Genomic DNA, 12,577 nt, shown 5'->3' on the forward strand with positions numbered 1-12,577 from the left:
CCCTCGGTAATAGGTGCCTTTCGTCGCGACCTGGATAATTCCAAGAACAATATTAGCGAGTTCGAGCAAAGTTCCCACGTTCTTAACATAAACGTCGATACTCAATAGTCTCTCTTTCCAAGGGTGCTACTTCGATTGCCTGCGAAAGTAGCAGTCCGTTCTGCGCACTGACTCAAACGGTGTGGTAGTTCGATCGAGTGACCATGACCTCGCCATTCGCCAATTCTTCGCCCAGTCCCCTTCGGCCCGATGCCGCACATTTAAAACGTATCGCGCTACTGATTGATACAGCCACCAGCTGGGGCTCGGGGCTGATCGAAGGAGTGGCTAACTACGCCAAAACGCGTGGCAAGCGATGGCTCTTCACGTTCGAGCCGCGAGGTAAGTACGATCGCTTGCTGCTGCCCGATGCTTGGAATGGCGATGGAGTGATCGCCCGCATCACCCATTCGGCGCTTGCCGAACAGCTCATAGCCAGGCACATTCCGGCTGTGAACGTCTCGTGGTTTCGTTATGGCGAGAACCTGATTCGCACTTGCACCTGCGACGAAATGCAAACCGCGGCGCTTGCCGTGCAGTACTTTCTCGACAATGGCTATCGCCAGTTCGCTTACTGCCGATCGACGCTTCGTCCCAGCTACTACGATCGACTCGGTAGCGCGTTCGTCGAGCACATCGAACAACTCGGCTACCCTTGCCCACAGTTTGCCCCTGACGAATCCATTCATTTGCTGGATGGGCAATCGCAACTCGATGCATTGTCGGAGTGGGTGCAACAATTGCCCCGGCCGACGGCGCTCCTCACGTTCGACTCGTTGCAAGGTCGACTCGTTACCGAAACCTGTGCCCTCGCCAACATCTCCGTTCCCGACGACATCGCGGTCCTTGGCGGCGAGCACGACGAGCTTTGCAGTCGGGTTTCCTCGCCACCGCTCTCGGGTATCGATCACGCGCCGCAGCACGTTGGTTATCGCGCCGCCGAGATGCTCGATCGTCTGATGGCGGGTCGCGACGACGTTCGCGACTTGCGATTGCCACCCGGGCGTATCATCGCTCGCCAGTCCACCGACAAGATCGCGGTGGAAGACGACCTCATCGCCGAAGCCATCCGGTACATCCAGCTGAACTTTGCGTCTCATTTGCGAATCGGTGATATTCTCGCTGCGATTCCTCTTAGTCGCCGGGCGCTGGAGATAGGGTTTCGTCACCACCTGGGTCGTACGCCGCGCGACGAGATTCGGCGCGTCCGGGTCCAGAAGGCCGTCGAGATGCTCTGCGACACCGAGCTATCCATCGCTCAGATCGCGACCGCCTGTGGCTTCGAACGAGCCGAATTGCTCACCCGTGCGTTCCGCCGCGAGTTCAAGTCGACGCCAACCGACTTTCGACGGCGTACTGCGATTCGCGTGTCGCGTCTCTCCAGCAATCCGCCCACTTAACAGGACGTGCTCAGCGAATAGTGCTCAGAACGCCCTCAAGCTCTGCGGTCGTCAACGGCGTGGGATGATTGCCGAGTCGCTCGGCATTCACCGCATGAGCCAGTGCCACGCGATCTCCTTCGCTAACAGCGCCACACGCTGCCAAGGTCGTCGGACATCCGACTTGCTGGAGTAGTTCCTCCCACCGCGCGGTTACCGTCGCCAATCTATGCGAAGTCGACCACTCACAGCCAAACTCTCTAGCAATCCCTGCGAGTGCCATGGCGAGTTGGTCATTCCTGTCGACGATTTGCTCGTAGCGATTCTCCATGTCGCGAAGGAGACCGAGCAAACAGATCGCGACCGCGAAGCCGTGAGGCACGCCGTACTTGCTGGTCAAGCGATAAGACAGCGCATGACCGGCGGTTGTTCGCGAGATGTTGATCGCTTTACCCGAGAGGTGAGCGGCTTCGAGCATTGCTTGGCGATGCGTTAACTCGGGTGCATTCACTGTCCGTTCGAGGTTCGCGAGCCCAAGTGCGAGTGCCTGACGTGCGTAGCTAAGAGACTCCTCTGTTGCTTGCTTGGCCCAAAGAGACTCGATGGCTTGCGTTATCGCGTCCAGGCCCGATGCCGCGGTTATCGCCGGTGGCAAGCTCGCCGTAAGCGAAGCATCCAGCACCACGGCGTCGGGAAGCAGCGATGGATGAGCTACCGAGTGTTTCTCGCCATTGGCATACACCACCGCGAAGTGCGTCGCCTCGCTCCCCGTGCCGGCGGTGGTGGGGACGGCGACGAGTCTCGCTCGCCGAGGTGCGAGGTCCGTCGTTCGCGACCACCACCGGTCTTTCACTCCTCCTTGTGCGTGCAGGTGGCAGGCGAGCTTCGCGATGTCGATCGCGGATCCTCCGCCAACCACTAGCACGGTGATATCGTCGACATCGCCCATCCGCTCACTGCATTGCTCGGCGTCGGCGACTTGCGGATTCGGTTGAAACTCGAAGAAGTGCGTCGCATCATGCTCCTTCGCCAGCGACGCCAATCGCTCCGCCGCTCCCGAATGCTGGTACGCACCGCGATCGGCAACGATCAGCAGCTTGCGAGGTTGCCACTCGGCCAGGAGCTTCGCCACGTCTTCCAGTTGGTCTAATCGTTCTTGCGTCACGCTGTCTCCACAACCACGAGTTCGCTTGCGGGAAGGTTCGCAATGCGATGGAGTCGAGTGTAGTACGCGAACAACGCGAGCGTAATGACCAGCGACGCCACGCTCAGCCAGAAGCTTCCTCCCTTGAGCAGCTCAAGGTAGCTCCCTTTGCGAACCAGCCAGTCTTTCGACACTAGCACTAGGACCGCTGCGAGATAGCCCGTGGCGTCCGCAAGGTACATTAGGTAACCAATGTTGGCTCGCTCGCGGAACAGGGCGATCATTCGTTCGAAAACGGTAGTGTGAAACGCTACGTACGGCACGTAGGTCCCGATGCCGATGCCGATCATGAACGCGAACGGCGAGATGGCATCGGCGGCGAACGCGGACAGTACCGCGAGCACCAGCACGAATCCGCCGGCAAGCAGGGCGAATGATCCGAGGAACGCCTTGCGATTATCGCGAATGAAAATCGCACTCCCATTCACCAGCAGCACCCCCAGCACCACCACCGCTTCGGTCCAAAAGAAGATGGAAGGTTGTCCGTTGGGATCGAGCTCGCGCCAAATTTCGACGCCAAAGTCGTCTCGAAGCGTGCGAATGATCGTCAACAGAACGTAAATCACTACCAGGCCACTGAGCCCGAAAGCGTGACGCTGGAAAAACCGCCAGCGGTCGTCACGAGTCATCGGCGAACGGGGGGATCGCATGGCGATGTCCGCGGCATCGGGTGGCGGAATACGACCCAACAGCCACGCCCCGATCAACACGGGTGGCAGGAACAACAGCCCCGTGACGAACGGCATCCAGTACTCCGAGACTCCGCCATCGACCACCAGCGATCGCCCCACCGATTTCACCACACCCGAAGCTAGTATGAAACTCGCACACAAACCCGCGGTCAATGCTTCGGTCATGCGTCGCCCTTCGAGGAACGAAAGCACGAGTCCGAAGATCATCCCCAGCGGCAAGCCATTGAGGAACAGGAAGGGCCAGTTATAGGGCGGTGGTACGATCGCGAAGAGCAAGAGCGCCGCGTGTGCCACCAGGATCAGTCCCATGATGGAGACAGCTCGCCGCGCGGGGGGCATTTCGCTGATCACCTTGATTCCGATGAACTTCGAAATCGTGTACCCCGCGACCTGCGACATAACCAGCACGGTCTTGTAGCCAATGCCCATGAGGGTCACTTCTTCGTACACTCCCGCACTGAAGGGCTTGCGGAAAGCGTACATGCAGAAGTAGGTGACGAACGCCGCGGCGATGCAGTAGGCGGCGAAACCCGCTGAGCCTTGGCGATCGGCCGCTGAAGTCGGCCGAGGAGATATCTTGCTAGCGGTAGGGGGCATGCAGATTCTTCCCGAACTAGAAAGGGGAATAGCATGCGTTGTGGATGTTAAGCCCTTGTGAAGTTCCGAGGCAAATCTATAGAAAGACGCTCCCTCACATGAACATAAACCAAGTTTACTGAGACATCCACGCATTAGGACCAGCGCCCTGGTCGGCAGCTGCATGGTTAAAACTTGGTTAAGAACAGTGTCATTCTGCGCCCTGCATGGTTACCAGCGGTCCAGGCAGTAGCTATGCTGTCCCCTGGTAACCCAATGGTCGCCCATCAACTGGGATCTTTGATATGTGCTGCTGGGCGTTCGCCTGGTCTATGGAGTTGAGAAATGATTGAGCTGGTGGTTTTCGATATGGCCGGCACGACAGTTGACGAGGGTAACGTCGTCTACAAAACAGTACGTGAATCTGTAAACGCAGCTGGCTATGAGTTCTCGCAAGAGCAAGTCCAGGCAGTCGCGGCTGGCAAGGAGAAATTGCAGGCCATTCGTGATGTCTTGGCATTAGACGGCGAAGTTCACTCAGAGGAAGAGGCGGCCTCTATTTTCGAAGATTTCAAACGGCGGCTAACAACTGCCTACCAGCAGCTAGATGTCCGTGAGCAGCCAGACGCATCGTTGGTTTTCCGGCAGTTACGAAGCAAGGGCATCAAGTCCGTCCTAAATACCGGCTACGACAGAACTACCGCCGAATCGCTAATCGACAAACTTGGATGGGTCGTCGGTCGCGAGATCGACGGACTCGTCACAGCAAGTGATGTTGCGAACAATCGTCCTCATCCAGACATGATTCATCGCGCCATCGCGTTAGTGGGTTGCAGTTCTTCCCTCGCGGTTGTGAAGGTGGGAGATTCCCAGATTGATATAGAAGAAGGGAAGAATGCCGGGTGCGCGATGACGTTTGGTATCACTACGGGTGCGCAATCAGAATCGCAACTTCGAGAAGCGCAACCAACCGCAGTTCTGCACGCATTGCCAGAATTGATCGATGCCCTCACTTCACAAGGGACCCAATTGGCCTCTCGCGAACCTACGACCGTGTGAAGTGGACGCAGGTGATTTCTTACTTGCTGCCAAGGTCTGTTTGGGAGTCATGAACGCCGGAAGGCCAAGGCCAAGGCCATAGACACGACCCCGACAACAGGCATTGCTCTCTACGCACCGGTGCGAACGCTTGCCACCTGCTCTGTGGTGACTGCGTCAAGAGAAGTCGGCCACTAAACAATCCCCTAGAAACGTACTTAGATCACATCTCCGCCCTTACGCCGCAGTGATGCTTCAATCTCGTGAAGTGGGAATAGGGTTCTACAGCGCCGGCATTACGCGATAGTGGTTACCGCGTGGTGATGTCGCTGGTCTCCAGCCCTTGGTGTGGCCGACACCGATCAGACGAACGGGCATTCTAGATACTTAAAGCTACTCTCCCACCTACGAGACAGTGGTCGAGGCACTCCTGTTCTATCATTTGGACGAAATGGCACCTAGGCGTTCTCGTTGAAGCGACTTTTGCCGGTGGGCGGACGATAACTCCGTTAGTCCTGCGCTTGCTGTCGTTCCGACTTTCCTCAAGCTTATCGACGCCGCGGGACAGGCGAAACAGAGCATCTCTAATGGGAATGTGCACTTGGCGATGGAAGATAGGTAGGACTGGAAGCGGATTGAGTAAGACTAACCTACGAGGAGTCATTGGGGGTTTCGCCTGCACGTGAAGTAGTCGGGCTACCTTGACCAGTAACCAGCTTGAGAGACTGCGGACGCCGCTGCCTGGCTCCGCAGCCTCTCTCACTGGTAGCAGTACCGCATCTGACATCGAACCCGGTGTGGTAGTCACATGGACCGCGCCGCGTGCGAGCGGTGGCGAGTACATTCAGGAGGGATGTTGATGTCGCGGGTACTGGTCTTTTGTAGGGCCAACTGGTTAGCCTCGGTCCTTTTGTAGTCGGAGCCGTAGGCAACCCATCGCTGCTATGCCGAGACCAAGCACGGCAAAGGAACTTGGTTCGGGTACCAAGGAACCAGTGACAGTGAGCGTCAACACTTGCGAGCCAGCCGCTCCGGCTCCCAAGTAATTGTCCGAGTCCGACAGACCCAAGGTGTAAGTAGCACTGTAGGAACCGTAAGCGTTGTTGGTGTCGAACAGCACCTGGAAACCTTCGCCGTTGCCAATCCCTGCATTGAGATTGGTGAAAGCTCCAGCGACCAAGTCTGTGGAGAGCACGTCCGTATCGCCGATGCCATTGATGGAGTCGAAGTCCAGCTCAGCGGTGTAGTCGAGAGTTTGCAAGGCGTTGTAGATCGCTTCGCCCAGGGATAACACGCCCGAGCCGATTGGCTGAGCGACAAAGTCAATTGTCAAGTTGTTGGCACCATTTGATGCAAACAATGCAGTGCTCGGATCGAACACGGATCCGCTCACTGCAATCTGATCGACGTCGGGATTGCCGTCATTCACCACGACGGTACCAGCCTTCGAGGCTGCTGAGCTGGTATTCAGCCCGACATTGATTGCCCCCGAGCCATTCGCTCCGATGGAGCCGCTGGCACCTGATTGAACGATGGCGTCGCCGGTAATGGTCGAAGTGTAGTTGGCCGCGGCACCGCCCACTTCATTCAGCGTTACGACTTCGGAGAGCACTGCTCCTACGACGCTGGGAAGAAAGCTGACCGTGGGTTGCGCAGTATCGATGTCGGGACTAGCCAGCGAGTTCACTTCGCCATTGAAGGTGAAGTCGTTGATGCTAAAGGTGCCCGAGGCACTGGTTCCACCCCAGCCGTAAAAGCGAAACTCGATTGGCGAGGAAATATTCTGGTAAGCCGCAGCTGCAAGGCTAATGGTAGTGCCAGTTGCGGTTGCCGAGCCGATGCTGCTGGCGAAACCGTCTACACTTGACCGAAACGAAAACGAGCTCGGACCCGTGCTGGAGCGTTGGCCGACGTAGACAAAGTTCGTAAAGTCGATCTCGAACCCTGAGTTCGGGGTGATGGAGAAAGTGAAGTAATCGCTCGCGTCGAATGCGGCCAAGTTCCAGGCGGTGGCGTTGTATCGATCGCCACCCGCGTTGGCATTGATTCCAGCACCTCTACCAATACCAGTGGAGGTTACGTTTGGATGAACTGTTTGCCCTGCGTTGAAAGGGTTCGACGCACTGGGATTCGTGTTGGTGATGGGATTGCTGAGGATAATCGCCGCGAGCGATTCTGTCGCCGATAGTGCAGCGACGCACGTCGCCAGAAAACACGCTCCGACGCGGAACGAGCACTTAGCTCGGCCGCTCCGCTTGGAGCTAGTCATCACAGATTGCAGGTTCATTAGTCTCACCTTTCAATTGAATAGACGAACAAAGGGTGTGAAGTCAGTGTGATTGCCAACGGAAGCTGGCAACGGTCTACGTCTTGGGCGACCGAGCTCGGCAAGAGCTCGTAGACACACCAAGGCGGTAAAGGTTTACCGCTTGCATAGGCGACGCGAGTTAAGGGCGAGCCCCGCGATCACGCTCATGACGACCGCTGTGAGCGCGGCTGGCTCCGGAACAGATTGCGCGCTACCCGCCGCGAGAGTGGGGGTGCCTGTACCATAGTTGTCTTTCCACAACTGATACTGGCCATCGCCAATGACGCCACCGAAGGTGTCATTGAGCAGGACACCGGGCTCACCGCCAAGGTTGTCGCGCCACATCGTGTAGTCGGCTAGGTTTACAACACCGTCGTTATTGAAGTCGCCGGCTGGGTTGTTACCTCCACCGCCGCCTTCTTGCGTGGTGCTGATGGTAAAGTTGTCAATTCCCATGCCGTGGTCGTTGCCAACGTCGTTAATCTCAATCCAACGAACCCATAGTGACTCACCGGGCAGCCATGCAAGTCCGGCGATCATGCCACCAAGCCCTGCGGCGCGATTCTCCGCGGCATTTCCATCCAATGCACTAGCGGAAGCTGAAACGATCGGCGAAGTAAAATCAAACGTGCCACCTGGGGCTGTCCAACCAGAGACAGAATCGAAACTGCTTCCAAATCCATATTCGAACACCATGGTTTGGGCGGTGGTGTTTCCGCCGTTGCGCCACTGTTCGGCATCAAAGGAGACTGTGAACGAGTCGAACGTGGATGTAGATCCGTTTGTAAACTGCGCTGCAAAGTATCCAGCAAGCGTTCCCGTCGCGGGTGAGCCAAAGATGGCATTCCCTGATGCGACGCCACCGAGGGCCCGGTCTGTGTCGTCACTCAGCCCGAAACTATAGAAGTCGCCCGTATTCAACGAACCTGTACCTGCATGAATTCTTGGAAATGGGCTTAGATTCTTGGTGAAGAGCGACCAACCAGGAAGTGTCGAATCATTCGTCCAAGGGTTGGTGTTCCCCCCGCTGGTTGGCAGTGAGTCAAAGGTTTCCGTGTAACTGGTTCCAGTCAAGGTTACCGCAGACTGGGCGGCGGGACTCCATGCCACCGCGGCTAAGGCCATGAGGCAAGCAAAGCCTGCTCGGAGACGGAATGGGTTAAAGACTTTCACGAGTACTCTCCCTTGAAAAACAGTGGAAGTGACGACTCCAACGGTTGGCAGTCGCTTCACAACAAAAATGTAGGTGGACCGTAGGCCACAACTTCTTGGCAACGGTGATGGCCGGTAGGGTCCTTAGCAGCAGGAAGGTTGCCTAAGGAATGGAAGGCCCGTCACTTGAGAGGCACATGAAGTAGCGGGAAGGAATGGGGATGGGGCGGAACTGGCAGGTGTGTGGTGTGAATTCTAGTTGGCGTTCGAATGGCGTAGGCAAAGGTAGCGCTAATTTTGCCTCCATGCAGCTGGACTAACTGCAAGCATTACGAGCACGAGAACTAAGCAACTACTCGGTTCGGGTACCGTTACGTTTCCTCCGACCGAAGGACCGCTCACCATGTTTCCAAAATTGGCCTTCCACAGGTCGTAGTCGAGTGAATTGACGATTCCATCATTGACTCCGTTTCCATGGAGGTCCGCCGTCGATCCTAGGTTGTCGCGCCATACGCTGTAGTCGGCCAAGTTCACGAGGCCATCGCTGTTGAAGTCACCCGCAAGTCCGCCAGCGAGTACATCGACGAGGAACGACAGCGACAAAACCTGCGATTGTGCTCCAGGCAGGTTCTCTCCGGATAGCAGGAGTGAGAACTCAGCCGACTTGGTGCCAGGGGTAGCCGTGTCGACGAAGGCGCTGAAGGTCATCTGCTCGCCCTGGGCCAGACCTGGAAATGGTAGGAGGTCCACGGAGATACCCCCCGTGCCACCGGTTAGAGTGACTGCATCTAGATCCAGATCGGCGGCGAAGAACGTACCGCCAAAAGATTGGGCCAAGTTAGCGATCACTCCATCGAAGGCGTCGACGAGTCCGGAGCCCTGAGTGATTTCGCCCAGGTCGAATGTCCAGTTTCGCAGCTCGGCATTTGCAGAGAGCGAGGCAACCGGATGATTCACCACTTCGAGGCTCAGCTGGATGGTGTCATTGGCATCATTGGCTCCGCGCCCGACCCCGCCCTGCGTGGTTATGTCCAAGTTGTCGATGACGATTTGCCCTTGCTTCAAGCCAGCGGTCGCTGTGGTCGTGTTCAGTCCGACCTGCAACGTGCGTGAGTCGGTTTGCCCCATTCGAAAAGCATTGTGCCCTCCGGTGACCGAACCGGTTGCAATGCCGGAAGTCGTTACTTCGTAGTAGGTACCATCCAGCCCTGCCTTGTTCAGCGTCACGGTCGAACTCGTCACGACCGATTGGCCGACGTACGCGCGGCCGAAGTTCATGTTGAGGATGGAACTTCCATCGGAATTTGCCGTCGCTCCGCCAAGCGTGATACGGCTGTCGTTCGCTTGATCGACGTAGATGCTCCAGACGAACTCCGGATGATCGATGTAGGCGTTGCGGTTGTTGGTGTAGTAAGTCGGATTGAGACTTTGGCTATAGATCGCGTGATTGCGACGTCGCTCGAACTCGTCGGGCGGGTCCAAATAGTGCCAGGCCAGCAGGGAAGAGAGGTCGCCCATCTGATTGCTCGACGGCACGTTGTCGGTTAGCGACAATCCCGACGAGGCCCAGCGTGTGTCCATGTAGAACATGCTCCGGGCGATGTCTCCCTTATCGGCATCTCCTGGAAAGTAGTACGTACCCAGGCTTCGATGAGCGCCTGTTGTCGCATCGCTACCAAACGGTTTGTTGCCTCGCGAGCTGTTGATGCCGGGATCGGCTGGCCGAAGCGCATGAGGATCCGCCAAGGCGCCTTTGGTGCTGTTGCTGGCCTCGCCCGGTTGCAGGGATTGCGGCCAAAGATGCTCGCGATTCCAGGTCGATCCGTTGTCCCAGGTCGCGGGGACCGATGCGCGATTATAAACAAGCAGTATGTTGTTCGAGTTGTTTGGATCACGGTCGGTGATCGCAGCGGAGTACCGTAGATCGCCGTAATTGCGTTGTACGTGGCCAGCCGACATCGCCGAGGTCAGTTGCGACTTGAGCGTCGCGCCCGAACCCGTGGCCAAGTTGTAGTAGCTCGCCGGGGGACTGTAGGAAGTCGACTGGGCGGCAACGGTAGCCGCGAATAGCCAGACCGCGAGGAAAGTACATGCCTGTTTCAAAACAGAATCCATCTTGCTAAGGACAAAGCACCGCAACGCCGCGTTGGCGTAGTGGTGAACCGTGTGAGGAAGGTTGCGCACTAAGGGGCGCGGAGCTCGATATCGATCACTTGGGCGCCTGCGACTACCTCGAATCGCAAAGGGGAGGACGCCGGGTCGGCGTATCGCAACGGGACACGCCCTGGGCCGGGCAATAGCTCGGACATCATCTTGTAGTCGGACACAATAACGCGATGCCAACCGAGAACTGCCCCAGCACCTGTGTGTGGCGCAGACAGGTCGCGGCTGTTCGGCATCGAATATTGAAGTTCGAACCTACCGGTCGTGTCGGTGATGGCTCCCGAAGCGGGATTCAGCTCCGTTGACTGCGCTTCAGGAGTGAATAACACGCTCACTTCGGAGAGCGGCTTGCCATCGAGCTTTACTTTCCCGGTAACGATTCCCACTTCGGGCGTCGGGGTGGAGCAACCGCTCGCAACCAAAGATGACATTATCAGCAGAATGGATTCGCGTCGGACGAACCTTGGGAAGTTGCGAAGTTCTCTAGTCCACGACTTAGAAGAGGTCAGCATTGACCACCTCGCCTTCCCTGCGCAGTGCGGCCGCGCGAAAAACATTTCTATCCACCGAGTCGTTTAGAAATTGCACGACCCCGTCGCCGAATAAGAAGTTAGCACCGCCAGGGTGGGCGATCCCCCATGCCTGCACGCGGTTGTCGTGCTCGGTGTAGTCGCAGGCGGCGTTGTTTCGCATCCGATGGTTAATGGGAGGAACCGGCAGGCCACCTGATACGCTGGTGTAGTACATGGCCCCCATAATGTGGCCGGTGCAGTCCCATCCACCAGAACACGCCCATCCGGACCACTTGTGAAGTGGTTCGCGGAGCTTGTCCTGGCAACCACTTCCCCAAAGGCGCTCGTGCACGGGATCAACGTGGTACTTTTCGCCAAACGCGATGGTATTACTTAGCCCGTCGGCAATCTGTGAGAAGCGGTAGCCAACCAAGCGATTCTTCTCGCCCCCTTTGGCGTTCTGAACGAGAGGCAGACGACTGCTCGCTCCAACGATGCTGAACATGCCGTCGTAGAGGTAGTTGTACTGTGGCCAGAATCCCGTTGTCCCCGAGTTGGCCGCGTAGCTTGTCGCCGCGTACCACACGCCGCGCTGCGGGGCGTCCACGTAGGTGGAGGTGGTTTGAAACGGGTTCTCGGCAAACTGATCGCTGGGGCAGAGAAAAACGGGCAACACGGTGGCCGATAACGCCTGCTGTCCTCCTTGGGTATTCTTCAGCACCTGCGCATTCGATTGGCTGAGATCGGAACTATCCCATTGCCATTGGTCGGCGATGTTGCCCTGTTCGAGGTAAGGCAGCAGGAAAGCGTGGACGCTGGTGCCCGAACGCGGATTCGCGAACTGCGTCAGCCCTGGAGGCAGCCTACCATTCGTGCCCTCAAAGTTATGAAGCGCGATGCCAATCTGCTTGATACTATTCACACACGCAACGCGCCGCGCAGCCTCGCGTGCCGACTGAACCGCCGGCAACAGGAGCGCCACCAGGATGCCGATGATGGCGATCACCACTAGCAGTTCCACCAAGGTGAAAGCCGTGCGCCGCCTCGACTGATGCAAGCAGTGGTTGATAGTAGACTTCACTATGCCTGTCCAATCTCTTAAGGAATCTCAATCGTGATCTGCTGCGGTCCTGCGACTACCGTTTGTCGCAAGGGCGTCTCGCTAGGCATCGTGTACTGCACGCCAAAGCGAATGGGGATACCCCTGCCGGTGGCCGATTCTGCAAGCTGGAGATCGGAGAGGACGACTCGGTGCTGTCCGACTATGGCACCCTCCGATGGCGTGTCGGTGCGATCCATAAGTTGGAGCGAGAACCTACCGTCGGAATCCGTTTCGGCCACAGAACTCGGCCCGGAGGTTCCCACGTCGGGGAGGAACTCAATCCGAACTTTATTGCCGGGCTGGCCTTGAATGAGTAACTGCCCCGTGACAGTCCCCAACTCTGGTCCCGTCTCGCATCCTGCAACGAACAACAGCAGGAACAGCAGCCTTGAAGAACGATGGAACATGGTGG

At 57.3% G+C, this 12,577-nt stretch carries 10 protein-coding genes; 2 read left to right on the forward strand and 8 right to left on the reverse strand.

Translation table 11 applies throughout. The annotated features are described in order from the left end of the window. Window positions 1-203: 203 nt before the first annotated feature. Window positions 204-1,439 carry a substrate-binding domain-containing protein gene (locus SH292x_RS07445; RefSeq protein ID WP_442484964.1) on the forward strand — a complete coding sequence of 412 codons (1,236 nt, stop codon included), beginning with the start codon at window positions 204-206 and terminating at the stop codon, window positions 1,437-1,439. Window positions 1,440-1,449: 10 nt separating this feature from the next. Here the strand turns inward: SH292x_RS07445 and SH292x_RS07450 are convergent, their stop codons facing one another. Together SH292x_RS07450 and SH292x_RS07455 are read right to left on the reverse strand one after the other, a co-directional pair. After that, entirely contained in the window at window positions 1,450-2,583 is a 1,134-nt protein-coding gene (locus tag SH292x_RS07450) for a phosphonoacetaldehyde reductase (protein WP_442484965.1), read from the reverse strand. Further along, window positions 2,580-3,911, reverse strand: a complete 1,332-nt coding sequence (locus tag SH292x_RS07455; protein WP_442484966.1) for a DUF5690 family protein — start codon at window positions 3,909-3,911, stop codon at window positions 2,580-2,582. Before SH292x_RS07455 ends, SH292x_RS07450 begins: the two co-directional genes overlap by 4 nt. Window positions 3,912-4,235: 324 nt before the next feature. On the opposite strand from SH292x_RS07455, the gene SH292x_RS07460 reads away from it, so the two are divergent. Further along, on the forward strand, window positions 4,236-4,949 hold the full coding sequence (locus SH292x_RS07460) for a phosphonatase-like hydrolase (RefSeq protein WP_442484967.1): 714 nt from the start codon (window positions 4,236-4,238) through the stop codon (window positions 4,947-4,949). An 874-nt stretch (window positions 4,950-5,823) separates the two neighbouring features. Here SH292x_RS07460 and SH292x_RS07465 read toward each other — a convergent pair. From SH292x_RS07465 to SH292x_RS07490, 6 genes are all read right to left on the reverse strand, one after another. Then, entirely contained in the window at window positions 5,824-7,215 is a 1,392-nt protein-coding gene (locus SH292x_RS07465) for a hypothetical protein (RefSeq protein WP_442484968.1), read from the reverse strand. Between the two features lie 135 nt (window positions 7,216-7,350). Further along, complete coding sequence (locus tag SH292x_RS07470; RefSeq protein ID WP_442484969.1) at window positions 7,351-8,157, reverse strand: hypothetical protein; 807 nt, start codon at window positions 8,155-8,157, stop codon at window positions 7,351-7,353. A 522-nt stretch (window positions 8,158-8,679) separates the two neighbouring features. After that, window positions 8,680-10,503, reverse strand: coding sequence for an endonuclease I family protein (locus tag SH292x_RS07475; protein ID WP_442484970.1), 1,824 nt, complete (start codon window positions 10,501-10,503; stop codon window positions 8,680-8,682). A gap of 68 nt (window positions 10,504-10,571) precedes the next feature. Continuing rightward, on the reverse strand, window positions 10,572-10,982 hold the full coding sequence (locus SH292x_RS07480; RefSeq protein ID WP_442484971.1) for a hypothetical protein: 411 nt from the start codon (window positions 10,980-10,982) through the stop codon (window positions 10,572-10,574). Window positions 10,983-11,046: 64 nt separating this feature from the next. Beyond that, on the reverse strand, window positions 11,047-12,144 hold the full coding sequence (locus SH292x_RS07485) for a DUF1559 family PulG-like putative transporter (RefSeq protein WP_442484972.1): 1,098 nt from the start codon (window positions 12,142-12,144) through the stop codon (window positions 11,047-11,049). A 17-nt stretch (window positions 12,145-12,161) separates the two neighbouring features. Continuing rightward, window positions 12,162-12,572 carry a hypothetical protein gene (locus SH292x_RS07490; protein ID WP_442484973.1) on the reverse strand — a complete coding sequence of 137 codons (411 nt, stop codon included), beginning with the start codon at window positions 12,570-12,572 and terminating at the stop codon, window positions 12,162-12,164. Window positions 12,573-12,577: the final 5 nt, after the last annotated feature.

The organism is Aeoliella fuhlenseeensis, from assembly GCF_052161615.1.
GTDB lineage: Bacteria > Planctomycetota > Planctomycetia > Pirellulales > Lacipirellulaceae > Aeoliella.